General features: G+C 65.4%; 24 protein-coding genes. 2 read left to right on the forward strand and 22 right to left on the reverse strand.

Annotated elements, in window-relative coordinates; translation table 11 throughout:
- Positions 1-46 precede the first annotated feature (46 nt).
- From HD883_RS05780 to HD883_RS05825, 11 genes are all read right to left on the reverse strand, one after another.
- Positions 47-853, reverse strand: a complete 807-nt coding sequence (locus tag HD883_RS05780) for an FAD binding domain-containing protein (RefSeq protein ID WP_179587406.1) — start codon at positions 851-853, stop codon at positions 47-49.
- A 121-nt stretch (positions 854-974) separates the two neighbouring features.
- Positions 975-1,742 carry an alpha/beta fold hydrolase gene (locus HD883_RS05785; protein ID WP_179587405.1) on the reverse strand — a complete coding sequence of 256 codons (768 nt, stop codon included), beginning with the start codon at positions 1,740-1,742 and terminating at the stop codon, positions 975-977.
- Between the two features lie 21 nt (positions 1,743-1,763).
- Entirely contained in the window at positions 1,764-2,930 is a 1,167-nt protein-coding gene (locus HD883_RS05790) for an acyl-CoA dehydrogenase family protein (RefSeq protein WP_179587404.1), read from the reverse strand.
- 11 nt (positions 2,931-2,941) lie between these two features.
- The gene (locus HD883_RS05795; protein ID WP_179587403.1) at positions 2,942-5,044 is read right to left on the reverse strand and encodes an acetate--CoA ligase family protein; all 2,103 of its coding nucleotides are present in this window, start codon (positions 5,042-5,044) and stop codon (positions 2,942-2,944) included.
- A gap of 82 nt (positions 5,045-5,126) precedes the next feature.
- Complete coding sequence (locus HD883_RS05800; RefSeq protein ID WP_179587402.1) at positions 5,127-5,978, reverse strand: p-hydroxycinnamoyl CoA hydratase/lyase; 852 nt, start codon at positions 5,976-5,978, stop codon at positions 5,127-5,129.
- Positions 5,979-6,172: 194 nt separating this feature from the next.
- Positions 6,173-7,369 (reverse strand): MFS transporter, encoded by a 1,197-nt coding sequence (locus HD883_RS05805; protein ID WP_179587401.1) that lies wholly within the window; start codon positions 7,367-7,369, stop codon positions 6,173-6,175.
- 71 nt (positions 7,370-7,440) lie between these two features.
- Positions 7,441-7,836, reverse strand: coding sequence for a lysozyme inhibitor LprI family protein (locus HD883_RS05810; RefSeq protein WP_179587400.1), 396 nt, complete (start codon positions 7,834-7,836; stop codon positions 7,441-7,443).
- Positions 7,837-7,917: 81 nt separating this feature from the next.
- The gene (locus tag HD883_RS05815) at positions 7,918-8,736 is read right to left on the reverse strand and encodes an N-acetylmuramoyl-L-alanine amidase family protein (protein WP_373563317.1); all 819 of its coding nucleotides are present in this window, start codon (positions 8,734-8,736) and stop codon (positions 7,918-7,920) included.
- A 188-nt stretch (positions 8,737-8,924) separates the two neighbouring features.
- Positions 8,925-9,440 (reverse strand): hypothetical protein, encoded by a 516-nt coding sequence (locus tag HD883_RS27915; RefSeq protein WP_306455896.1) that lies wholly within the window; start codon positions 9,438-9,440, stop codon positions 8,925-8,927.
- On the reverse strand, positions 9,419-9,994 hold the full coding sequence (locus HD883_RS27920; RefSeq protein WP_306455895.1) for an alpha/beta fold hydrolase: 576 nt from the start codon (positions 9,992-9,994) through the stop codon (positions 9,419-9,421). Before HD883_RS27920 ends, HD883_RS27915 begins: the two co-directional genes overlap by 22 nt.
- Positions 9,995-10,120: 126 nt before the next feature.
- On the reverse strand, positions 10,121-11,095 hold the full coding sequence (locus tag HD883_RS05825) for a tripartite tricarboxylate transporter substrate-binding protein (RefSeq protein WP_179587399.1): 975 nt from the start codon (positions 11,093-11,095) through the stop codon (positions 10,121-10,123).
- 291 nt (positions 11,096-11,386) lie between these two features.
- On the opposite strand from HD883_RS05825, the gene HD883_RS05830 reads away from it, so the two are divergent.
- Both HD883_RS05830 and HD883_RS05835 read left to right on the forward strand, forming a co-directional pair.
- Complete coding sequence (locus HD883_RS05830) at positions 11,387-12,457, forward strand: SDR family oxidoreductase (protein WP_306455894.1); 1,071 nt, start codon at positions 11,387-11,389, stop codon at positions 12,455-12,457.
- A gap of 107 nt (positions 12,458-12,564) precedes the next feature.
- A complete protein-coding gene (locus HD883_RS05835; RefSeq protein ID WP_179587398.1) occupies positions 12,565-13,467 on the forward strand; it encodes a ketopantoate reductase family protein in 903 nt (300 codons plus the stop codon).
- A gap of 63 nt (positions 13,468-13,530) precedes the next feature.
- Here HD883_RS05835 and chrA read toward each other — a convergent pair whose 3' ends face one another.
- The 11 genes from chrA to folC form a co-directional block, all read right to left on the reverse strand.
- Positions 13,531-14,982, reverse strand: a complete 1,452-nt coding sequence (gene chrA / locus HD883_RS05840) for a chromate efflux transporter (RefSeq protein WP_179587397.1) — start codon at positions 14,980-14,982, stop codon at positions 13,531-13,533.
- Between the two features lie 29 nt (positions 14,983-15,011).
- On the reverse strand, positions 15,012-16,142 hold the full coding sequence (locus tag HD883_RS05845; RefSeq protein WP_179587396.1) for an enoyl-CoA hydratase/isomerase family protein: 1,131 nt from the start codon (positions 16,140-16,142) through the stop codon (positions 15,012-15,014).
- A gap of 108 nt (positions 16,143-16,250) precedes the next feature.
- Positions 16,251-16,757, reverse strand: a complete 507-nt coding sequence (locus tag HD883_RS05850; RefSeq protein WP_179587395.1) for a disulfide bond formation protein B — start codon at positions 16,755-16,757, stop codon at positions 16,251-16,253.
- 30 nt (positions 16,758-16,787) lie between these two features.
- Entirely contained in the window at positions 16,788-17,510 is a 723-nt protein-coding gene (locus tag HD883_RS05855) for a MarC family protein (RefSeq protein ID WP_179587394.1), read from the reverse strand.
- Between the two features lie 24 nt (positions 17,511-17,534).
- Positions 17,535-18,302 carry a uroporphyrinogen-III C-methyltransferase gene (cobA, locus tag HD883_RS05860; RefSeq protein ID WP_179587393.1) on the reverse strand — a complete coding sequence of 256 codons (768 nt, stop codon included), beginning with the start codon at positions 18,300-18,302 and terminating at the stop codon, positions 17,535-17,537.
- Positions 18,303-18,806: a DUF934 domain-containing protein gene (locus HD883_RS05865; RefSeq protein ID WP_179587392.1), complete on the reverse strand. Its 504-nt coding sequence runs from the start codon at positions 18,804-18,806 to the stop codon at positions 18,303-18,305. It lies immediately after the preceding gene.
- Entirely contained in the window at positions 18,799-20,529 is a 1,731-nt protein-coding gene (locus HD883_RS05870; RefSeq protein WP_179587391.1) for a nitrite/sulfite reductase, read from the reverse strand. The genes HD883_RS05865 and HD883_RS05870 overlap by 8 nt, the downstream gene beginning before the upstream one ends.
- A gap of 197 nt (positions 20,530-20,726) precedes the next feature.
- Positions 20,727-22,250, reverse strand: coding sequence for an amidophosphoribosyltransferase (gene purF, locus HD883_RS05875; RefSeq protein ID WP_179587390.1), 1,524 nt, complete (start codon positions 22,248-22,250; stop codon positions 20,727-20,729).
- A gap of 26 nt (positions 22,251-22,276) precedes the next feature.
- Positions 22,277-22,765 carry a CvpA family protein gene (locus HD883_RS05880; RefSeq protein WP_179587389.1) on the reverse strand — a complete coding sequence of 163 codons (489 nt, stop codon included), beginning with the start codon at positions 22,763-22,765 and terminating at the stop codon, positions 22,277-22,279.
- Entirely contained in the window at positions 22,762-23,619 is an 858-nt protein-coding gene (locus HD883_RS05885; RefSeq protein ID WP_179587387.1) for an SPOR domain-containing protein, read from the reverse strand. The genes HD883_RS05880 and HD883_RS05885 overlap by 4 nt, the downstream gene beginning before the upstream one ends.
- A gap of 61 nt (positions 23,620-23,680) precedes the next feature.
- The gene (gene folC, locus HD883_RS05890) at positions 23,681-25,003 is read right to left on the reverse strand and encodes a bifunctional tetrahydrofolate synthase/dihydrofolate synthase (protein ID WP_179587386.1); all 1,323 of its coding nucleotides are present in this window, start codon (positions 25,001-25,003) and stop codon (positions 23,681-23,683) included.
- Positions 25,004-25,034: the final 31 nt, after the last annotated feature.

Below are 25,034 nucleotides of genomic sequence, written 5' to 3' on the forward strand. Positions count from 1 at the left end.
GAGGTCGCGAGGGCAGCGTGATGCCACCGCAGCGGTGCCAGCCCGATCAGCGGGGCCGCGGCGTCAGCGCGTCGACAGCGCGCCGCGTCATGACCCGCACCAGGTTGGCCCGGTAGGCGGCGCTGCCGTTGGCATCGCTGTTGAACAGCGTCTCGTCGATGGGGGTATCGGCCAGGCGGTCCGACTGGCAACTGGCCGCCAGCGCCGTCTCGGCCTCCGTCCACCGGAATACGGAGGATCCGGCGCCGGTCACTGCCACGCGCACGGCATCGTTGAATTGCGCAACGAATACACCGGTAACCGCATAGCCGGTCGCGCGGTGCCGCAGCTTCTGGTAGGCCGCGCGGTCAGGCACCGGAAATTCGATGGCCACGATCAGCTCGCCAGGTTCCAGCGCCGTCTCGAACATGCCCACGAAAAAGTCATCGGCCGGAATGCGGCGGGTGCTGGTCTCGATGACCGCGCCCAGTCCAAGCACCGCGGCAGGGTAATCCGCAGCCGGATCGTTGTTGGCGACGGAACCGCCCAGGGTGCCGCGATTGCGCACCTGGGGATCGGCAATCACGCCGGCCAGCGCGGCCAGGGCGGGAATCGAGCCGGCCACGACGTCGGATCGCGCCACTTCGACATGCTTGGTCGCGGCGCCGATACGCAAGACATCGCCCTGCAGGCCGATGCCGCGCAAGGCGTCCAGGCGCGACAGGTCCACCAGGTGCGACGGGGCCGCAAGGCGCTGCTTGAGGGTGGGGATGAGGGTCATGCCGCCTGACAGCGGCTTGGCGTCTTCCTGGTCGGCCAACAGCGCCAGGGCCTGGTCCAGGGTGTCTGGACGAACATAGCTCAACGGGTACACAGTGGGTCCATCCGTGATGGGCGTATGCCAGCGGCTTGTCTCCGATCGCTGTCATCGTTATAGGAATACGGCCAATGTATCGGAAAGCCCGGGCGAGCTGAATCACATAAAACTGATGGAGTCACAAGCGAATTCGATCATTGAGAAAGGCATCGATCCGCGTCCCGAGCATCACGGGCGCCTCGAACATCGGGTAGTGCCCGGCGTTGCCGATCACCTCCAGCGTGGCGTTCGGGTAGAAGCGCATCCACGTCTCCCGCATCAGCGCTTCCGACAGGGTCGGATCGTGTTCGCCGATGAACAGGCCCACCGGCCGGTCCAGCCCGGTGATGCGCGCCGAGATGTCCTGCGTCGCCCATTCGCGCAGGTAGGCGCGCATGGCCTCGGGCCGCATCAGGCCGTCGGACTCGGCGGCCATGCGGTCCAGCCACGCGGCGGACAGCCGCCCGCCGGTCGACACGTCAAAGATCTTGCGGCGCACGCTGATGTCGTCCACCGCCTTGTCGAAAAACCCCAGCCGGGCGTCATCCATGCGCGAGCCGCAGGCCGGCACGGCGGTAATGCCGATCAGTGCGTCGACGCGCGTAGGGGCCTGCGCCAGCACGTGCTGGATCGCGACCCCGCCCATCGAATGGCCGATGAGGCTGTAGCGGTCCCAGCCAAGCTGGTCTGCCATCGCGATCACATCATCAGCATGCTGTGCAAATCCGTAGGGTCCGGGATGCTCGCGCGCGGCGCCATAGCCGCGATAGTCGATCAGGGCCACGGTGCTGGCTGCCGGGTCCATGGCGTCGAATACGGTGCCCCAGTGGGCGGCACTGCCCATCCAGCCGCTCAGTGCAATGACGTGCCGGGGCCCGTGGCCCACCAGTGTGGGGGTCGGATGCATAAGAATTCCTTGGGTACGGGATCAGGCCTCGTAGCGCTTGAGCAGCGTGCGGGCGATCATGAGTTGCAGGACCTGGCTGGTGCCTTCGTAGATGCGGACCGCGCGAGCGTCGCGGTACAGGCGTTCCACCGGGTAGTCGGCCACATAGCCCGCGCCACCCAGGATCTGGACGGCGCGGTCGGCCGTGCGCCCCAGCGCTTCGGAACAGAAGTACTTGGCGGCAGCCGCCAGGTTGCGGGTGTCCTCGCCCTGCTCCAGCGCGTCGGCCGCGCGCAGCACCAGCGCGTGGCCCGCCAGGTAGTCGGTTTCGGAATCCGCCAGCATGGCCTGGATCAGCTGGAACTGGGCAATGGCCTGGCCGAACTGCTTGCGTTGCAGGGCATAGGTGGCCGCTTCGTCGATCAGGCGTTTCGCCATGCCGAGGGCCGACGCGGCCACGCTGATGCGCCCGGCGTCCAGCACCTTCATCGCAATCCGGAAGCCTTTGCCTTCGTTTGCCGGCCCGCCCACGATGCGGCTGGCCGGCACGCGTACGTTTTCCAGGATCACGTCGCAGATGGGCGAGCCGCGCTGGCCCATCTTGCGTTCGGGCGTGCCGATATGCAGCCCCGGCGTGTCGCGGTCCACGATGAACGCGGTGACGCCATCGGCGCCCGGCTTGCTGGCGTCGCTGCGCGCCATGACCGTGAACACGTGCGCGCGCGACGCATTGGTGATGTAGCGCTTGGTGCCGTTCAACACGAAGTCATCGCCATCCCGCACGGCCGACGTCTTGAGACTGGCCGCGTCGGACCCGGCATCCGGCTCCGTCAGGCAAAAGGCGGCCCGCAATTCGCCGCTGGCCAGGCCCGGCAGATAGGCCTGCTTTTGCGCTTCGGTGCCGGCCATGACGATGCCCTTGCTGCCGATGCCGACGTTCGGCCAGAACACCAGCCGGAAGGCCGGAGACACCTGGCTGAACGCCATCTGCACTTCGATTTCCTGCCGCAGGGTCAGCTCGAAGCCGCCGTAGGCTTCGGGGATGCCCAGGCCGAACAGGCCCATCTCCTGCATGGTGCGGATCAGGTCGGCAGGAACTTCTTCGGTCTCTTCCACCTGCGCTTCCAGCGGCTTCAGCCGTTGCTGAATGAACCGGTTGATGGAATCCATCAACTGCCGGAAGCTGTCGTCGTCCAGGACGGCGGGCATGGCTGTCTCCTTCACATCACGAACAAGGCGTCCAGTGCAATCACGCCCTCGCCTTCCGGCAAGGCAATCAACGGATTGACGTCGATCTCGGTGATCTCGGGATTGGCCAGCATCAGCGCGGCCAGCCGCGCAACGGCTTCCCCCACCGCCTGCACATCGACCGGCCCCTTGCCCCGCAAGCCGGACAGCAGCTTGGCGCCCTTGAGCGTGTGCATGGCGGACACGATCTGCGGCACGGTCAGGTCGGGGGGCAGCAGCTTGACGTCATGCAAGGCCTCGATCCAGATGCCGCCCAGGCCCACCAGCATGACCACGCCCCAGTTGGCGTCGCGCCGTCCGCCAATCACCATTTCCAGGCCGGGCCGCGACATGGCTTCGACCAGAATCCCATCCAGGACCAGCCCCGGGCACTTGGCGGCGATGCTGTCCTGCATGCGCGACCACGCGTCACGCAGGGCATCGGCATCGCGCACGTTGACGGCCACACCGCCCACGTCGCTCTTGTGCATCAGTTGCGCCGCCTGGGCCTTCAACACCACCGGATAGCCGATGCGGTCGGCCACGGCCAACGCATCTTCCACCGACGTGGCCAGGTCACCGTCGGGCGTCTTGATACCCAGGTCCCGCAGCCATGCCTTGCCGCGATATTCGACCAGGGGACCGGGCTTGAGGTCGGGCAGCTTCTTGCCGAGATCCCCTGCCGCCCGCTCGCTGCTGGCGGTGTTGAGCTGGCCGTAGCGATGCACGTGCGCCATGGCGCGCAAGGCGCGGTCAGGTGACCGGCCGAACGGCATGCCGCTTTCGGTCACCAGACGCGTGAATTCTTCAGCCAGGGGCGCGGTATCGCCCATGATGCAGAACGCCACCGGCTTTTGCGATGCGATCATGACCGGCAGCAACGAATTGGCCTTGGCCACCTGCTGCGCGGGCGATCCGCCCATCAAGGGCACGATCAGGCTGCCGACTTCCGGATCATCCAGAATGGCCTGCGCCGTCAGTCCGAAAATCTCGGGCCGTTGCATGCCTTGCGACGTCAGGTCGAGCGGATTGTCGGCGGTCACGAAGTCCGGAAGGATTTCGTTGATGCGCGTCAACGTCTGCGGCGACAGCGTGGCCAGTTCCATGCCGACGTCTTCGCAAAAGTCGATCGCCACGCCGCGCAGGGCGCCCGAATTGGACGACACGGCCGCCTTGCCGGACTGGATCGGCACAGGATAGCGCGCCAGGATCGCCGTCACATCGAACAGTTCGTCCAGCGTGTCGACCACCACCACGCCTTCGCGTTCGACCAGGGTGCGCATGACCTGGTAGTCGCCCGCCAGTGCACCGGTGTGCGACTGCGCGGCTTCGCGCGCCCGCTGGCTGCGGCCCGGGTGCATCAGCACCACGGGCTTGCCCAGCGCGCGGGCGCGGGCCACGGCCTTCAGGAACAGCGCAGGCTTGCGCAGCATCTCGACAAAGATCGCGAACGCGTCCACGTCGTCGGCATCGATCAGTGCACTGAGCAAATCTTCGGCACTGGTGACGGCTTCGTTGCCAGTCGACAGCGAGAACGACACATTCACGCCGCGCGCCGTCAGGCCCGCGCGCAGATTGCCGTTCATGGCGCCGCTCTGCGCGATGATCGCGACCTTGGGACCGGTCATGGTCTTGCGTGCGGGCACCGGTTCGAACGTCAGCGGCACGTGGTCGCTGTAGTTCACGAAGCCCATGCAGTTGGGACCGAGCAGCGCCATGCCATAGCCGCGCGCCATGTCGGCCAGCCGGTCCTGCGCGGCCCGGCCTTCGTCGCCCAGTTCCGAAAAGCCCGACGCAAAAATGATCGCGCCGCCCACGCCGCGTTTGCCGCAGGCTTCGACCGAGTCGTACACCGCCACCTGCGGCACCACCAGCACCGCGGCGTCCACGCCTTCCGGCAGGTCATCGATGGATTTGAGGCAGGGCTTGCCGTTGACCTCGTCGCGGCTGCGGCTGACCAGGTGCAGGTCCCCGCCGTAGTCGAAGCGTCCGATATTGGTCAGCAGCAAGCCGCTTACCGATGCGGGTTCGGGCGAGGCGCCCACCACCGCGATGGAGCGCGGCCGCAACAGGCGCTCCAGTGCATTCCTGGTCATTGTTCATCCCCTGATGTTCTTGTACGGAGGATGGCAGATCGCAACCCTCCGTCAACGCTTAACGCTTCAACGCCCCAACGCTTCAACGGCGGTAGGTTTCGAGGCCGGGCTTGAAGGTCTTTTCGTCGAGGAACTGGCCCATGGCCGTATTGCGGCCATTTTCAGGATCCTGGAACGTGGACTGGTCGACCTTGGCCATCAGGTAGTCGGCCGCCTGTTCCCAGGTCATTTCGGATGCGATGCGGTGCGCGATCTTGGCGGTGCGCAGCACGGTCGGGTTCTTGGCCATCAGCACCTTGGCAAGTTCGCGGACGCGGTCACGCAATTGCGCGAGCGGCACGGCTTCGTTCACCAGGCCGATCTGCGCCGCGCGCTTGCCGTCGAACTTTTCGCCGGTCATGACGTAGTACATGGCTTCGCGTTCGCGCACCAGTTGGGCGACGGCGCGGCTGACCACGCCGGCGGGGATGATGCCCCAGTTGATTTCCGACAGGCCAAATTGCGCTTCTTCAGCGGCGATGGCCAGGTCGCACGAGACCAGCGGCGTGAACGCGCCACCGAAGCACCAGCCGTTGACCATGGCAATGGTGGGCTTGGAGTAATGACGCAGCATGCGCCACTGCCACTGGCCGTTGGCGCGGAACAGCTTGACGCGTTCCTTGGGATTGTTGTCGGTGCCGCGGAAGTATTCGCGCAGGTCCATGCCGGCCGAAAAGGCGTCACCGGCGCCGGTAAGCACCAGCACCTTGCAGCGGTCGTCGGTTTCCAGGTCTTCCATGGTCTTGAGCATGGAGTAGACGATGCCCGGGTTGATGGCATTACGCTTGTGCGGGCGATTCAGGGTCACCCACGCAATGCCGTCTTCAAATTCGACCAGGACGGGGGGCGCGTCGTTGGGGTGGGTTTCTTGCGCGGTGGTGGACTGCTCGGACATGGATCGTCTCCTCGTTGTAAGTTGCCGCACGATCACCGCGCGGGTCGATTCGCGAACTATATAAGGTCGCTTTATATAAATCAACTTACATTAGGGGAGACGCGGGAAAGCCCTGAGAACCAGCTTTTTCCCGCCGACGGGCGCCTGACTGCAGCGAGGTGAACGCCCGTCCCGGCCAGGAAACGCCGCTGCGGTCAGGCCGCGCCGGACACCGTGCCCATGCGGCGCATGTGCAGCAACGAGAGCCCGAACAGCAGCAGTCCGGCCAGCGCCAGCATCGCGCCGACCCACCCGGTGGACGTCCAGCCATAGCCGGCCGTAATGGCGACGCCACCCAGCCATGCGCCCAGCGCATTGGCCATGTTGAACGCGGAGTGGTTGAGCGACGCGGCCAGTGTTTGCGCGTCGGCCGCCACGTCCATCAAACGAATCTGCAGCACCGGACCCAGCGCCAGGCCCGTCCCGATCAGAAAGATGTTCAGCATCATGGTCCAGGTATTGCCCGCCATCCACGGGAAGATAGCCAGCACCAGCATCGTCCACACCAGCACGCCGCCGATCGACTTGACCAGCGCGCGATCGGCCAGCCATCCGCCCGCGATATTGCCGGCGATCATGCCCGCGCCCATCACGGCCAGCGCGATCGGCACCCACGACTCGCCCAGGCCCGTGACCTGCGTCAGTGTCGGCGCGATATAGCTGAACACGGCGAACAGCCCACCGAAACCGATGGCGCCGATGCCCAGCGTGAACCAGACCTGGCCACGACGCAGCGCGCCCAGTTCCTGGCGCGCACTGCTGACGGGTTGGTCTTCCTGATGCGGCACGAATTTATTGAGCATGATCAACGTGATGATGCCGATCGTTCCAACAGCCGCAAACGCGGCGCGCCAGCCCAGCCATTGGCCCAGGCCCGTTGCCAGCGGATTGCCGATCAGCGCAGCCACCGTCAGGCCCAGCATGACCCGGCCAATCGCCTGTCCCCGTCGATGCGGCGGCACCATGGACGCGGCCACCAGCGCCGCCACGCCAAAGTAGGCGCCGTGCGGCATGCCCGTCAGGAAACGAAAGGCCATCAGCGAGTAATAGCCCGGCGCAAAGGCACTGGCAAAGTTGCCGATGACGAACCAGATCATTAGGCCGAACAGCAAGGTGCTGCGCGACAGATGCGCCGCCATGACGGCAATCAGCGGCGCGCCGATCACGACCCCCAGCGCATAGGCGCTGATGAGGTGACCGACTTCAGGCGCCGAGACGTGCAGATGTTCGGCCACATTGGGCAGCAGGCCCATGATGGCGAATTCGCCAGTACCGATACCAAAGCCGCCGATCGCGAGGGCGAACGCCGCCATCGCGATGGCGCGGGGAGAATAGACAGGAGGGGAGGACATCAGGGCTTCCGGACAGGGCCTGGACGGGCCGGGTCAGTGAAAACCCTTAGTCTACTGCGGATTGCCCGGAATCATCCGCCCAGTTTTGAGGTGACGCAACCGGTGCTGCCGCATTCGCGCTGCCGTGCCTTCAGAAAATCCAGGCGCGACTGGGTCTGCTTCACGGCGCAAGTCAGGTTGACGTAATAGCCGTTGGGCTTTTCATAGCTGCATTCCTCGTCGCGTTGCTTGATCCATGCCAGCTGGCCCTGCTTGAGCGCTTCCTGCTGCGCCGGCTGCAATTGCTTGCGCAAGGCGCCGTAGGTGGTGTTCAGGTCCTTGTCGGTCTGGGCAAAGATGGTGCTGGAGCAATACAGCTGGTCGAAAGCATTGCGCGGGGTGTCGCAGCCGGCGGCTTGCGCGCTGAATGAGGCGGAAAAAAGAAGGGATGCGGAAACGCAGGTCAGGGCAAGGGAAAAAGTCTTCACGGTGGGTCTCTTGGGGGTGGTGACGGTTCGGGTGGTGGATCGTGAGTGGGGAGTCGTAGTGAAAGGTGTCGCGCGCGCGGCTCATCCCGGCGCCTGGCACCCCTGTATGCCTTGGGCGATCGCCGTGGCCAACAGCTGGATGGTCTCGGGCCGTCCTACTCTTGCCTCGTCGTCGGGATTCGCAATCACGCCGGCTTCGATCAGCATGGCAGGCACCGTCGCGGTCTTCAGGACCACCAGATCGTCGAAGCGGTGGATGCTCAGGCGCGCGTCAAGCAACGGGCGGTTTTCACCAGGGATCGGGGTGGCGTGGTACAGCGACGGCGTCTGGCCCGCGGCGCGCATGGCTTCACCCACCGACCCGGCGCAGCGCAGACTGTGCGTGTACTGAGGATTCTTTTCCGACACAAAGATCGAATAGCCGGCAAATTCCCGGCGGCGGCCGGCGTCGATCCAGGCCTGCTGCATGGAATCGTGGTGGATGGAAACAAACAGATCGGCATCGGGAATACGCGTCGCGCGATCCTTCAACGCGATCTCGACCCCGTCCGCGGCGATGCGCGTGACGCGGTACCCGGCGGCCACCAGGCGGTCGCTCACCGCGGTGCTGAGGTCCAAGTTGTACTGATATTCGACGCGCCCGCTGGCCCCGGTCGCGCCTGGGTGCTGCGGGGTGTGTCCCGTGTCGATGACGATGTGCGGGGTGCGCGCGCCAAGCACGGATGCCATTTCAGATGCGGATGCCATGGCCGTGCCCATCGTTATTATCGACGCCAGGATCGACGCCAAAGTCGACGCTACCACCAGCCCGACCCCCGCACGCACCACGCGGCGAACCCGGACACCCGATGCGGCAACGGTCGCATTCAAAACATAGTCGGCACGGCGGTGGCGGGTCATGACGTCGCGTCGACCGCAGCAAGGCGGCCGGCTCATTGAAGAGCTGGAATTCTGGCGTAGTCCTCACGGACTAGTCACACACTCCTTTGAAAACGTGGGTAACACGCGCCTTAACCCGGCGCGCCCGTGAAACGTTAGCGACCTGAGCGACGACGGCGATGACACTGACCCAAGCGGCGCCACCACCCTCAGTTGGATGCCATCGGCGGCTGCTGCAACACGTCCACCAAGGCCTTCTTCCAGAACGCAGCCTGGCCCGTCGTGCCATGCCCGGCGGTGGAGTCGCTGCCTGGAATGAGCATCATCCGCGCATCCGGCACACGTTTCAGATCCCGTTCGAGCAGCCCCAGTTCGGGCGGATTGCGTTCGTCATCCGCCGCGTTGATGGCCAGGACCTTGGCGCGGATCTTTTCCAGGTCGATCGACGCGTCATAGTCACGCGAGGCGTCCCACTGGTACAGGTGATCGTTGGCATCACCCACAAATGCGTCATTCAGGCGCTTGTCCAGGAAGGCGTCCGCCTTCTGGCGCGTGGACGTCGCCTTGTGCAGGGCCTGCGTCCCGCCATTGGTGGCAATCGCGAAGAACACGGACGCGAACTTCAGGCTGCGCGGCTGCGACGTGTAGTTGCCGTTCATCCATTCCGGGTCGCTGCGGATCGAGTCGATCACCAGACGGCGCATCATCCAGTTGCGTCCGGACATGGCCGCCGGCACGGACCCATGGGCACCACCACATCCATGAAGTCCGGATACTTTTGCGCCCACATCCAGGCCTGCATGCCGCCCATCGAATTGCCGATGACGACGCGCAGGTGGCGGATGCCAAGGTGTTCACGCACCAGCCGGTATTGCGCCTGCACCATGTCGTCGTAGTTGTACTTGGGAAACGCCATGCGCATCCCGTCGGACGGCTTGCTGGAGTCCCCTGCCCCCAGCGCATCCGGCAGGATGATGAAGTGGCGGCTGGCATCCAGCGGCTGACCTGGCCCGAACAACTCGCCGGCAAAGGCTGGAGTCAGCATCCGCGCACCGGAACCTGCCGTGCCGTGCAGCACCAGCACCGGTTCGCCGGTGGGCGCGCCCAACGTCGTGTAGTTCAGCCGCAGGGCTGGCAGCACCTGGCCGGTATGAAAGCGGAAGTCGTTGACGACCCATTCGCCTTTGACCGGCTTGGGGTAATCGGCGGCCTGGCTCGTTCCGATCAGGCAGGCGCTGGCCAGCCCGACCGCATAAGCAACGCGTCGAAAAAAGGTCATCGCAGTCTCGCGTCAGGGTTCATCAGGAAGGCGCAGCGGATGCCCGCAGCGGGGGTTGCACAACGCAACTCACAAGGCGGCACGGTGCGTACTCCGCGCAGCCTTGTAGTCGAACGCCAGGGATCGTCAGTCCGCGTATTGCCCGGCCGCCTTGATCACGCCGGACCAGCGCACCATCTCGGCTTCCACGAACTTCTTGTGCTGCGCGGGTTGCAGGCGGTCGTCATTCACGACGGTCAGGCCCACGGCTTCTTCGCGCTTGATCAGTTCAGGGTCCTTCAACGCGGCGCGCAGCGCGGTGTTCAGCTTTTCGAGCACGGCGGGTGGCGTATTGCTTGGCGCGTACATGCCGTGCCAGACCGCGACGTTGAACCCGTTCAGGCCCGACTCGGCCAGCGTAGGCACTTGCGCCAGCGCGGGCAAGGCCAGGCGCTGTGCGCTGCTGACACCGAACACCTTGACCTTGTTGCCTTCGATTTGCGGTACGGCATTGGTGGCCTGCTCGCACATCAGGTCGATCTGGCCGCCCATCAGGTCCGTCATGGCTGGGGCGGTGCCTTTGTACGGAACGGGCGTCATGGTCGCCTTCATGGCGTTCTGCAGCATCAGGCCGCACAGATGCGAGGCCGAACCCAGGCCCGCATGCGCCAGGTTGACCTTGCTTTCATTGGCGCTGATCCAGGTGCGCAATTCGGCAAAGTTGGTCGCCGCCAGGGTCGGCTTGCCGATCAATACCGAAGGCGCTTCGTTGATCAGACCCAGGAACGCAAAGTCGTCGGGCGTCTTGTAGCTGAGCTTGCGATAGAGCGCCGGCGCGGTGGCCATGCCGATGTGGTGGACCAGCAGCGTGTAGCCGTCGGGCGCGGCGCGCGCGACACGGGCGGACCCGATGGTGCCCCCTGCCCCGGCCACGTTTTCGATGATGACCGTCTGACCCAGCGGCTTGCGCAAGGCTTCGGCCACGTCGCGGGCAATCTTGTCGCTCGGGCCGCCGGCCGCGAACGGCACGATGATCGTGACGGGCTTGTCCGGGAATTCCGCCGCGGCGGTGCCGGCGATGAGGGCGAGTCCCACGGCAAGGGTGAACGGGGCAAAGGTCATGGTCGAGTCTCCTGGAGTTGTAGGTATGGCGCGGACGGCTCAACCGGTCCGCGCTGGGGTTCACGCATGCTGCGGATCATCGTCCGGGCACGAGCGGATGACCAATGCTATTTGTGCCTGTTTTGATGCCGCCAGAGCATCACCAAGCAGGAACGCGGGTTGCTTGACGGGTGGCGTCGGGAAACCCCTGACATCCGGGTCGGGTGTCCAGCCGCGCCGCCTGACCTGGCCGTGGCCCGCGCGCGTGCGCGGGCAGCCCTTCATTGCGCGGCATCGACAACAGGAATCACGATGACCCACGACGCCGACACTCCCAACACCCCCAATTCTCCCAAAGCCCGCCGCCACTTCGTGGGGGGCCTGACGACGGGCCTTGTCGCTGCCATGGCCACGCCCGTCACCGCCCAGACCGCTTCCATGTCCGCTGGCGCCACGGGCGCTGCCGGGGGTTCAGCGGGCGCGACGGCGGGGCCGATGCAGTCGGTCAAGCGCAATCCGGTCACGCAGTACCCCAAGCCCCCCTTTGCGAAACAGCCGCAGGACTTTCCCGGGCTGGCCAGCCGCATGAATCCGCGGCCCGATCATGGCGAAACCACCTATCAGGGGTCGGGCCGCCTGCTTGGCCGCAAGGCGCTCATCACAGGCGGTGATTCCGGCATCGGCCGCGCCGCCGCGATCGCCTATGCCCGCGAAGGTGCCGATGTGGCGATCAACTATCTGCCTGAAGAAGAGTCGGATGCGCGCGAGGTGGTCGAATGGATCCGCGCGTCGGGCCGCAAGGCGGTGGCGATTCCCGGCGACATCCGCAGCGAGACCTTCTGCAATCAGCTCGTCAACTCGGCCGCGCAGCAGCTGGGCGGGCTCGACATTCTGGTCAACAATGCCGGCAAGCAGCATTCGGTGGACTCGATTACCGAGCTGACCACCGAGCAGTTCGACGCCACCTTCCGCACCAACGTGTACGCCATGTTCTGGATCACCAAGGCGGCCATGGCGCACTTGGGCGAAGGCGCCTCCATCATCAACACGGCATCGGTCGTGGCCTACGAGCCGCCGGCGAACCTGCTCGACTATGCGCAGACCAAGGCGTCCATCGTTGCCTTTACCAAGTCGCTGTCCAAGCAGCTGGCCAAGAAAGGCATCCGTGTGAATGCCGTGGCACCCGGTCCGTTCTGGACGCCGCTGCAACCGAGCGGCGGACAGACGCAAGAAAAGCTGACGCAGTTCGGCGCGGATTCGCCCTTGGGCCGCCCCGGGCAGCCAGCGGAGATCGCGCCGGTGTATGTGCTGCTGGCATCGCAGGAATCGAGCTACGCGACTGGCCAGGTGTATGGCGCGACGGGGGGTGCGGGCTTTCCGTGAACGACGACTCAAGGAAAGCAGCAGGCGCGCCTTGGTCGGCGGGCTGACGCACGCCGCGCCTTGCCGACTCGATTTACACTGGCGCCCTCTTTTGCTGGAGTCGACACATGAAGATCGCAGTCATGGGCGCGGGCGCCGTCGGGTGTTATTACGGCGGCATGCTGGGCCACGCGGGTCACGACGTGACCCTGATTGGACGGCCGCAGCATGTCGAGGCGATCCAGCGGGATGGACTGCGGCTGGACGCCCCGGGGGTCGACGCACCGGTGCGCGTCACCGCCACGACCGACGCCAGTGGCGTGCGCGGTGCGGACCTGGTCCTGTTCTGCGTGAAGTCGACCGCGACGGAATCGGCGGGCCGCGAGTTGCTGCCTTTTCTGGCGCCACAGGCGGTCGTGCTCACGCTGCAGAATGGCGTCGACAACGCTGATCGCCTGCAGGCCGTGCTGCCGGATCATCAAGTGATTCCCACGGTGGTATACGTGGCGACGGAAATGGTCGGCCCGGGTCACGTGAAGCACCATGGCCGCGGCGAATTGGTGATCGGTCCTTCGCCCCGCAGCGCGGATGTCGCAGCGGCGTTGCGCGCGGCAGGTGTACAGATCGACGTGTCCGACAACGTGCTGGGCGCGCTGTGGGAAAAGCTGCTGATGAATTGCGTCTACAACGCGCTGTCGGCCTTGTCGCAGACGCCGTATGGCCGCCTGATCGACGGCGTGGAAGTGCGTGGCGCCATGCGCGACGTGATGGAAGAATGCCTGGCCGTGGCTGCCGCGGCTGGCGTGCGTGTCGGCCCGTCGATGTGGAACGCCGTGGAACGGATTGCGGTCACCATGCCCACGCAACTGTCGTCCACCGCGCAGGACATGGCGCGCGGCCGCCCCAGCGAGATCGATCATTTGAACGGTCATGTGGTGCGCAAGGGCGCGGAGCTGGGTGTGCCGACGCCGGCCAATCGTGTGTTGTATGCGCTGGTGAAAATCAACGAAGCACGCATGCAGAACGCGTGACGCAGTCGGGCGCGGGCATCAGGCATCAGCCACCTGTCACCCTGCACGCCTGATACCGGATGCTTACCCCAGCAACGGCAACGCCCAGGTCGCCAGCACGCCCAGCGCGCCGCACACGGCCAGCAGCGCGACGACGCCAACCTTGAACCGGAACAAGGCGATCGCAGCCAGCAAGGCGATCACGACCGCCACGGCGTCGATGTACCCGGCCAGGCCCTGCGGCCAGAACACGTGGTACGCAAAAAAGCAGGCCAGCGTGGCAATCACACCCACCACGGCCGCACTGATTGCGGACAGCGGCGCCGTGAACGCCAGGCGGCCATGCGTGGCTTCGATCAACGGACCGCCCGCCAGAATGAAGATGAAAGACGGCAGGAACGTGAAGAAGGTGACCACGCTGGCCGCGACCGCGCCGCCAGCAAATAGCGCATCCGGCCCGAGCACGGCATGCGTCCAGCCACCAACAAAGCCGACAAAGGCCACGACCATGATCAACGGGCCCGGCGTGCTTTCGCCCAAGGCCAGGCCGTCGATCATCTGCGTGGCGGTCGCCCACTGGAACTGGTCGACTGCCGCCTGGTAGACGTAGGGCAACACGGCGTACGCGCCACCAAAGGTGATCAGCGCGGCTTTGGAAAAGAAGGCGGCCATCTGGGTCAAGGTGCCATGCAGACCGGCCCACGCGGCCAGTGCGCCAAAGGCTGCGCCCCACACCAGGATGCCGACCATCAGTACACGCAGCATCTGCGCGCGCGATGCGCGGGCGTGGGCAGGCGTGGGCGTGTCGTCGTCGATCAAGGCGCGCGCAGGTGCGGCCGCGCCGCTGCCGTCGAGGGTGCTGCCCGCCGCGCCATGGCTTGCCGCGGCCGGCGGCGCAAACCAGGCAGGCGCCCACCGCGCGCCCGCGATACCGATCACGGCCGCCGCGATCACGATCACCGGGAACGGCACGGCAAACACAAAGATGGCAATGAAGGAGGCAAGCGCGATCGCCGCCATGACCCGATTGCGCAGCGCCCGGCTTCCGAGCCGGAACGCCGCATGGACCACCAGGGCCGTGACGGCGGGCTTGATGCCGTAGAAAATGCCCGCGATCACGGGCACGTCGCCAAAGCGCAGATAGATCCACGACAGCGCGATCAGCACGAACAGGGATGGCAGCACGAACAGCCCGCCCGCAACGATCCCGCCCCACTTGCGATGCATGAGCCAGCCGATGTAGGTGGCCAGCTGTTGCGCTTCCGGTCCCGGCAACACCATGCAGTAATTCAGCGCATGAAGAAAGCGCCGTTCGCTGATCCAGCGCCGGCGCTCGACCAGTTCCGCATGCATGATGGCAATCTGCCCCGCCGGGCCGCCAAAGCTGATGCAGCCAAGCTTCAGCCAGAAAGCAAAGGCGGTCCAGAAGGAAACGGCGGCGGGCTGCTGATCGGTACCCGGCCGAGGACCCGGCGGCGGTAACGGACTGGACGAACCCGCATCTGTCGAATCAGCAACGGGGCGCGGATCGTTCAACCCGCTGCCCTCCGTTGACGGCCCCGCGTTCACAGGTCTTTCAGCGGGTGGGAATTCTCGTCATAGATGGGCACAAAGAACCGTTCCACCCAGTCCGCATCGGCATCACCCAAGGACGCCGGCTGCCACTTGGGCGACTTGTCCTTGTCGATCAGCAGCGCGCGTATGCCCTCGCGAATGTCGGGCTGGGCCGAGCAATGCAGGGCCACTTCCAGCTCCAGCCTGAGCACATCGGCCAACGACCAGCCTTGCGTGCGGCGCAAGAGCTCGAAGGCCAGCCGCGCCGTGCCGGGCGAGCCTGCCTTCAGATTCGCGTTGGCCGAATACAGCCAGGGATCGGCGCCCGCTGCGTGGTGGATGGCGCCGATGATCTGTTCCAGCGTGTCGTGCCCACAGATCTCGCGCAGCACGGGCATATGCGACTGCAGGGGGCCCACGGCAGGCTCGGGCGCCGTTTCTGCTTCGGTCAGGATGCGTGTCAGCGTCACGTCATTGGCCGCGCGATCATCGCCCCACGCTTGCGCGACCAGCAGGTCCAGCACATGCGCATGCTGGGCGTGCGGCACATGGTGATCGGCCCAGCCCGCAAACAGCGCATCGGCCGCGCGCAGCTGCGATGCCGTCAGCGCCAGGAACAGGCCCACCCCGTCGGGCATGCGATTGAGGAACCACGACCCGCCCACATCGGGGAACAATCCGATCGCGACTTCGGGCATGGCCAGGCGGGACTGTTCGGTGACGACACGGTGGCTGGCGCCCACCATCAGCCCCATGCCCCCACCCATCACCACCCCGTTGCCCCAACAGAGCATGGGCTTGGGAAAGGTGTGGATGAGGTGATCGAGCCGATACTCTTCGGCAAAGAAGCCTTCGATCGATGCCGGTACGGGCAAGCCCGGCGCCGGCGTCGTGTCGCCGGTCGTCAGGCCGCGATACAGCCCATGCAGATCACCGCCCGCACAGAAGGCCCGGTCGCCCGCGCCGCGCAGCACCACGACCGCCACGGCCGGATCGTCAGCCCACTGACGAAGCCGCGGCAGCATCAATTCAACCATGTCGTGCGACACCGCATTGAGCGCCTTGGGCGCGTTCAGCGTGGCGATGGCTATCGTCTTGCCGTGCGAGGTGGGGCGCTCTTCGAACAGTACGACGTCGCTCATGGCGGGGTCTCCGTCTGGATGGAAGATGTGGGCTAAGGCCGGCTTTGTCGTGCGGCTTGCGGGTCTGGCTTGCGGGTCCGGCTTTCGAGTCTGGCTTTCGGACGCGGCTCAGGCGTAACGGCGCTTCGGGGTACGCGACTGGCGGATCAGCGCCATCAAGGACACGACGCCCAGGATCGCGAACAAGGCCAGGCTCCATATTTCATACTTGACCCCGAACACGTCCACCGCCGCATCCATGCAGCTGGCAAAGATGCCAAACACGTTCGGCAAGGCTTCATCCAGGCCCGACTTGGTCATGAATCGATCGGCAAAGGTCATGTCGCACGACAGCAGATGTTGCGCGACGGAGTGCTGGTACCACGCGGCCCAGATGCCCACCAGGCTCAGCAGGAAAGCCAGCAGGGTGAAGCCCATTTGCGCCGGGCGCACGCGGCGCAGCAGCAAGGCCAGGATGGCGCTGAACGCGATCCCGACATACACGACCCGCTGGAACACGCAGTACGCGCAAGGCGGCATGTCGTAGAAGTGCTGCGACACCAGCGCAATACCCACCGCCAACAGACTGGCAAAGGCGACGAAGACAAGCTGGCGATCGGTCGGGGCAGAGGTCATGGAGGGGCGCACAGTAAGGAGGAAGACGGCTCAGGAAGCAGTGGGTACGGCGGGCAAGGCCAGGTTCGCGCGCTGAATGACGTCGATGATCAGTTCGCTGACGCCGTCCCACACGATTTGTACGCCAAGGCAGAGCAGGATGAAAGCAGACAGCCGCAGGAACACGACGGTTCCCGTCTCGCCCAAAGGACGCAGCAGGCGCTGGGCAAAACGGAAGCAGAAGAACACGGCAAAGGCGACGACGACCAGTCCGGCCACGGCGCCCGACATGCGGCTGGCGCCCATGGCGATCGACATGTTCGGGTGCAGGCTTGCGCCGACCGTAATGGCCGCCGCGATCGAGCCGGGGCCACATGAAATCGGAAACGTCAGGGGATAGAAGGCCTTGCGTTTGGCCATCTCGGGCGTGAAGCCTTCGGCCATGCGGGCCGACCGTTCCATGCCGCCGTCAGACGAGTTGAGCAGGCGCCACGCACTGGCCACGACCAGCAGGCCGCCACCCACCCGCACGATGGCAAGCGAGATGCCAAAGAAGTCCAGCACGAAGGATCCGACCAGCATCGCCGCGGTCAGCAGCAAGAAGACGCTGCGGGCAATTTTCTGGGCGAGGATTTCGCGCGTGTGATTGGATGCCCCTTCCGTCAGGGACAGGAAGATGGGCGCGGTGGCGGTGGGATTCAGGATGGGGACGAGGGTGGCAAGCGCGAACAGAAAGCTCTTGCCGAAGCCCAGCATGTAGTCTTCGATAAGCATGCGGGCAGTGTAGAAGATTACCGGTCAGGCTGCAGCGTGACGCAGCCTGGGCAAGGCCAGCGCCTGGGGCAGGCACTCGGCATAGACTTCTCCGACCAGGATCAGTGCGGGGCCTTCGGCCAGCTGCGCAGCCGCGTCGGGCAGACCGCCCACGGTGGTCGGCCACATGCGTTGGTGGGGCAGGCTGGCGTTTTCGACCAGCATGGCGGGCCGATGGGCCGGAATGCCGGCGGCAATCAGCCCGTCGGCAATGTCGCGCGCCTGGCGGCCAGCCATGTACAGCACCAGCGTATCCACGTCTTTGGTTGCGTCGGCCCAGGCGTGCGGCACTTCGCCCTTGCCGACGGCGGGGGTCAGGAAGAGCACGCTGCGGCTCATGCCCCGGCGCGTCATGGACTGGCCCACTTCGGCCGATGCCCCGAACGCGGCGCTGATACCGGGCACGATTTCCAGAGCGATACCCGCCTGGCGCAAGGCATCGATCTCTTCCTGCGCGCGGCCAAACAGCATGGGATCGCCGCCCTTGAGCCGGACCACACAGCCATACTGCCGCGCCGCGTCCACCAATTGCTTGTTGATGAATTGCTGCGCGGTGGAAAGACGGCCACTGCGTTTGCCGACCGCGACAAGGCGCGCCTGGGGCGCCAGCGCCAGCACATCGGGCTGGACGAGGGCGTCATGAAAGACAATGTCGGCCCGCGCCAGCAGGCGCGCGGCGCGCAGGGTCAGCAGGTCGGCCGCGCCCGGACCGGCGCCGACCAGATAGACACGACCTGACTGCCCTGCTTCCATTTACGCCACCTGCCGAGGCTTGGGATAGGTCTGCTGGTAGTGCACCGTGAACGCGTTGAACGCGGCCAGTGCCTCTTCCGGCCGATGGCCCGGCTTGAGCAGGAAGCTGTCAAAACCGCAGCGGGCCTGATAGTGGATGGTGTCAATCATCACGTCGCCGACCGCGCGCAACTCGCCCGTGTACTTCAGGCGCGTGCGCAGGATCTGCGCGATCGAATACCCGCGGCCGTCCGTGTACTGAGGAAAATCGATGGCGATCAGGGCGACGCCGGTCGCGTCGAATACGCCATGGTCGGCCAGTTCCAGCGGTTCATCGGCAGGTTCCAGGAAGATGCCGACCGGATGCTGGCGCGTGCGCAGCTGCGCATGGCGTTCCCGCCACACCGCCAACGGCACCAGCCAGTCGCCGTCGTCGGCAGGCAGGGTCTGGTCGTCGGACGGCGTGAAACGCTGCCATGTGTCGACCTGCAGTTCGCCGTTGCGGATCAATGTGGGATCAGACATGGGCGGCCTCCTTGGCGGGCTTGGCCAGCTTTTCGTCGGCGTACACCCGGGTCTTGAAGGGATCGATGCCCAGGCGATCGACCACGTCGATGAACCGTTCGGCGTCGCTGTCGCGCAGTTCCAGGTAGGTCTGGACCAGGTTCTCGACCACGTCGGGCACCTGCGCGCGGGCGAACGACGGGCCGATGATCTTGCCGATCGCGGCGCCCGCGCCGCGGCGCGATTCGATATCGGGCAAGGGCTTGGCTGCGCCATTCTGGCGGCCGCCCAGGGTGACCTGATACCACTCCTCGCCTGCCTTGTCGACGCCAAGGATGCCGATGTGGCCCACGTGGTGGTGCCCGCAGGCGTTGATGCAGCCCGAGATGTTCAGGTCGATCTCGCCCACTTCGTATAGGTAATCCAGATCGTCGAAACGTTGCTGGATCGATTCGGCGACCGGGATCGATACCGCATTGGCCAGCGCGCAGAAGTCGCCGCCGGGACAGGCGATGATGTTGGTCAGCATGCCGATGTTCGGCGTCGCCAGGCCCAGCGCATCCAGTTCGCGCCACAAGGTAAAGAGCTGGCTGCGCGGCACGTCGGTGAACACCAGGTTCTGTTCGTGCGAGACACGCATCTCGCCAAAAGTGTAGCGGTCGGCCAGGTCGGCCACGGCGTCCATCTGGTCGGCGGTGATGTCGCCCGGCGGCACGCCGGTGCGCTTGAGCGACAGCGTGACGGCGGCGTAGCCCGCCACCTTGTGATGGTGCACGTTGCGGCGCATCCAGCGCGCAAACGCCACGTCGTTGGCGGCATGGTGCGCCGAGCTATCCGCACCCGGGTCGGCCACGTAGGCCGGCGTCGTGAAGCGCTGGGCAATGGCGTCGACCATGTCGCTGGTCAGGGTGTCCGGACCGTCCTTGATCAACGCCCATTCCTGTTCGACCTGTTCGGCGAACACTTGCGGCGTCAGGTCCTTGACCAGGATCTTGATGCGCGCCTTGTACTTGTTGTCGCGGCGGCCGTGCAGGTTGTAGACCCGCAGCGCGGCTTGCATGTAGGTCAGCAGATGCTGCCACGGCAGGAAGGGACGGATCAGCTGGCCGACGATGGGCGTGCGGCCGAGGCCGCCGCCGATCCAGACGCGAAAGCCGACTTCGCCATCCTGTTCGACGGCTTGCAGGCCGATGTCATGCACGCCCACGGCGGCACGGTCGGTGACCGAGCCGCTGACGGCGATCTTGAACTTGCGCGGCAGGAAGGCGAATTCGGGATGCAGCGTGGACCATTCGCGGATCAGCTCGCACCAGACGAGCGGATTGACAAATTCGTCGGGCGCGATGCCGGCGAACTGGTCGGTGGTGGTGTTGCGGATGCAATTGCCGCTGGTCTGGATGGCGTGCATCTGGACCTTGGCCAGCTCGTCCAGGATGTCCGGCACGTCTTCCAGCTTGGGCCAGTTGAACTGGATGTTCTGGCGCGTGCTGAAGTGGCCATAGCCACGATCCCACTTGCGGGCGATGTGGGCCAGGGTGCGCAGCTGGCGCGACGCGAGCATCCCGTAGGGAATCGCCACGCGCAGCATCGGCGCATGGCGCTGGATATACAGGCCGTTCTGCAGCCGGAGCACGCGGAATTCGTCGTCGGTCAGCTCGCCCGCCAGAAAGCGGCGTGTCTGGCCGCGAAACTGCGCGGCGCGTTGCTCGACCAGTTGCTGGTCGATGGGATCGTACTGATACATGCAGCTTGCCTCTGTGGATGGCGTCCGGGCGAGAAGCAAGCCACCCGCCCGGCGTAATCGTCGAAGCTTACAAATGCCGGACGATCAACGGAACCATCGATTTGTCATTTATATATGCGAATTTCGATCTAAGCGCCCCCTTCCTTATGAAAAAAGCGCTTATGGATAGCGGGCGGCCGCAGCCTCCCGTGGTTGGATCAGGCTTCTTCCGTTGCCGCGTGACCCATGTTGATACGCAGACCGCCTTCGGCATCCTTGTCGGTGCGGGCACCGCGCGAGCGCTCGACATGGTCGAGATACTCGGTGGTGACATCGCCCGTGACGTAGTTGCCGTCGAAGCACGAGACGTCGAAGCGTTCCAGGCGCGGGTTCATGTCGCGCACGGCCTGCTGCATGGCCCCGATGTCCTGGTAGACCAGCGCGTCGGCGCCGATGACCTTGGCGATTTCCTCGTCGGTCCGGCCGTAGGCGATCAGCTCGCGGCGGGTCGGCATGTCGATGCCATAGACGTTCGGGAACCGCACCGGAGGCGCTGCCGAGGCAAAGAACACCTTGTTGGCGCCGGCCGCACGGGCCATGTCGACGATTTCGCCGCTGGTGGTGCCGCGCACGATCGAATCATCGACGATCAGCACGTTCTTGCCCTTGAATTCGACGCCCATGGCGTTTAGCTTCTGGCGCACCGACTTTTTGCGGACGGCCTGGCCCGGCATGATGAAGGTCCGGCCCACGTAGCGGTTCTTGATGAACCCTTCGCGGTAGTCCAGGTTCAGGCGGGCGGCCAGCTGCATGGCAGCCGGACGGGCCGAATCGGGAATCGGCATGACCACGTCGATATCGCCCAGGCGCAGGTTGGTGGCGACCTTGTCGGCCAAGTATTCACCCATGCGCAGGCGCGAACCGTACACCGACACCCCGTCCATCAGCGAGTCCGGGCGCGCAAAGTACACGTACTCGAAAATGCAGGGATTGAGCTGGGGGTTGATCGCGCACTGGCGGGCCGAGAAGCGGCCGTTGATGTCGATGAAGATGGCTTCGCCGGGTTCGACGTCGCGCACGAGCTGAAAGCCCATGCCTTCGAGCGTGACCGATTCCGACGCCACCATCCATTCGGTGCCGGTGTCGGTCTCGAGCTTGCCGATACAGAGCGGGCGGATGCCGAACGGGTCGCGGAAGGCGAGCAGGCCGTAGCCGGAGATCTGCGCGACCACCGCATACGCGCCCTTGGCGCGGCGGTGCACGGCGGACACGGCGCGAAAGATCGCGTCTTCATCAAGCGAGACGCCATTCGACGACTGCTGCAGTTCGTGCGCGAGCACGTTCAGCAACACTTCGGAATCGGAGTTCGTATTGATGTGGCGGCGGTCGATACGGAAGAGCTCTTCGCGCAGGCTTTCCCAATTCGTCAGGTTGCCGTTGGTGGCGAACGTGATGCCGAACGGGGCGTTGACGTAGAAAGGCTGGGCTTCCTCGGCGCTGGAACTCGACCCCGCGGTGGGATATCGCACCTGGCCGATACCCACGCTGCCGGGCAGCGAACGCATGTTGCGGGTGCGGAAAACGTCGCGCACGAGCCCATGGGCCTTGTACATATTGAACATGTTGCCCTGCGACGTGGCGATACCGGCCGCGTCCTGCCCACGATGCTGCAGGAGCAACAGACTGTCGTAGAGCAACTGATTAACCGGCGCGTTGGAGACGACACCGACGATTCCACACATGAGAGCCTCGTTTCAAGAGCACAACTTCAATAACGGATCCAATCCGCAAACTGTTCCGGTACCCACGGCTTGACTGCCCGTGCGCCTTCTTCGGCGAGAGGCGAGAATGTCGCCTCGGTCCACCAGGGCTCCTTGGGTAAAGGAGTGAACCCTGCAGCAATGACCAGCACCAGCACGATGAGCAGACCACGTGCCAGGCCAAAAATTCCGCCCAGGCCGCGATCGGCGGGTGACAACCCGGTTGCCTTGATGAGCATGCCGAGCGCCAGGTTCACGATGCCCACCGCCAGCAGCACCGCGATGAACACGCCTACGTAGGACACGCCCAGGCGCAAGGCGGGCGTGTCTATATGCGGGGTCAGCCACTCATACACAAGAGGGCCGTAACGTGTCGCGGCGGTGAAGGCCGCGACGTAAGCGATCAGGGACAGCAATTCCTTGATGAGCCCGCGAAACAGGCCGATCAGTACCGACGCGGCCAGTATCGCGATGACCGCGTAGTCAAAGTTCGTCACAGCGGCACGATGGAACTGCTGAATCCTGCGGAATTGACGCGGTTGCGGGCGACATCGGCCGCTTCACGCGACGAGAACGGGCCGACCCGGACGCGGAACACGTCGCCCTTGCCGGTCTTGACCCGCTCGGTAAAGGCCTTGATGCCGGCTGCGCTGAGCCGATCGCGCATGTCCTGGGCGCGTTCTTCGGTCGAGAACGCCGCGATCTGCACCGCAAAACTGTTCTTGCTGTCCGCTTTGCTGTCAGCCTTGGATTCAGCGGCCGCAGGCGGCGTGGCGCGGGCCACGGTCTGCCCTTCCAGCAGCGCGCGGGCCCGTTCGGCTTCCGCGCGGGCAGCGTTGGCGGCCGGTTTGGGGTCGGGTTTGGCTTCCGGCTTAGGTTCGGGCTTGGGCGCTTCGGCGCGTTCCGTGCGTTCAGGGCGCGTGGGCTCCGGACGCGGCTCGGGCCGGGTCGGCTCCGGGCGCGTCGGTTCCGGCCGGGCGGTTTCAGCCGGGCGCGGATCGGGCGTGGGGGCAACCGGCGTGGATGGCGCAGGCGTGGCTGGCGGCGCGTCGGTGGACGGCGCTGGCGTGACTGCGGCAACCGGGGGCTTGGGCGCTTCGACCTGACCGTTCTTGTCGGGAATCAGGATGGGGATGTCGTCGCGCAGCGGCGTGGGCTCGGAATCGAGCACCATCGGCAAGACGATGACGGCAGCCAGCACAAGGGCAATCGCCCCGACCAGGCGGCGGCGCGCACGGCGGCGCGCTTCCTGCGCGGGGTCTTGAGGTTCGTCGTTACCTGCACCATAACTGGCACGAGTGGGCCTGGCCGAGGTGGATCCGGCCTTCTGTTTGCGTTCGAGCAATCCCATTTGTACGTCCGGCGATGAGGCTGGCGGCGTGGTGGGGGTTGGGACTTCAACCCGCTGTCAGTCAAGCATGGCGCGCGGCCTTGGCCTCACGCTGATACGACAACACGCCGGCCACGGTAAGAAATGATCCGAAGACCAGGATTCTATCACCCTCGCCTGCCCTTGCCTCGACAGCAGCGTACGCGTCGCCCGGGTTGTTGTAAGCAGTGATCGAGTTGTCCTTGCCCTCGGGCACCCCCAGGGCGCGCAGACGCTCGGCCAGCGCCTCGCCGCTCAGTCCGCGCGGGCCTGGCAGGCCGGCGCACAACCAGTGGTCGACACGGCCTTTCAGCTTTTCCACCACGCCGTCGATATCCTTGTCGCTCAGCATGCCGAACACGGCGTAGGTGTACGGGTGAAAGCCCATGTTGCCCAGGTTGTCGGCCAGCACCGCGGCGGCGTGCGGATTGTGCGCCACGTCCAGGATCACGGTCGGCTGGCCGGGCAGGATCTGGAATCGGCCGGGCAATTGCACCTGCAGCAGGCCCAGGCGCACCGCCTGTTGCGGCACCGGCAGGCGGTCGCGCAGGGCTTCCAGCGCGGCCAGGGCGGCCGACGCGTTCAGCAACTGGTTCGCGCCGCGCAGGGCCGGATAGGCCATCGCGTTGCGGCGCTGGTTGCGGCCGCCGTAGCTCCACTGCTGCTTGTCGCCCGAATAGTTGTAGTCGCGGCCAAAGCGCCACAGGTCGGCGCCGATCGATTCGGCGTAATCGACCAGGGTCTCTGGCGGCACGGGGTCGGCGCAGATCGCGGGCTTGCCAGGCCGGAAGATGTGGGCTTTTTCAAAGCCGATCTGCTCGCGCGTATCGCCCAGGTAGTCCATATGATCCAGGTCGACACTGGTCACGATCGCGCAGTCCGCATCGACAATGTTGACGGCATCCAGGCGGCCACCCAGGCCGACTTCCAGCACGACCACGTCCAGGTCCTGCTGATCGAACAGCCGCAGGATCGCCAGGGTCGTCAACTCGAAATAGGTCAGCGACACGTCGCCCCGCGCGGCGTCGACCGCGGCGAACTGCTCGGTCAGCTGGGCATCGGTAGCGATCTCGCCATTGACCCGGGCGCGTTCATTGAAGTCGAGCAGATGCGGCGACGTGTACAGCCCCACCTTGTAGCCCGCGCACAGCAGAATGGATTCCAGGGTGGCGCAGGTTGAGCCCTTGCCATTGGTGCCACCGACCACAAAACGAACGCAGTCGAGCTTCAGGGCCAGCCGGTCCGCGACCTGCCGCACCCGGTCCAGGCCCATGTCGATGGGACGGCTGTGGATGGACTCCAGATAGCTCAGCCACGTGGAAAGCGGGCTGCTGGCGTCGGGGCGGGAAGAAGAACTCGTGGACATGGCGGGGGACAATCGACGTAAAGGCGTAACT

Origin of the sequence: Pigmentiphaga litoralis (genome assembly GCF_013408655.1) — a bacterium.
In the GTDB taxonomy this organism is placed as follows: Bacteria; Pseudomonadota; Gammaproteobacteria; order Burkholderiales; family Burkholderiaceae_B; genus Pigmentiphaga; species Pigmentiphaga litoralis_A.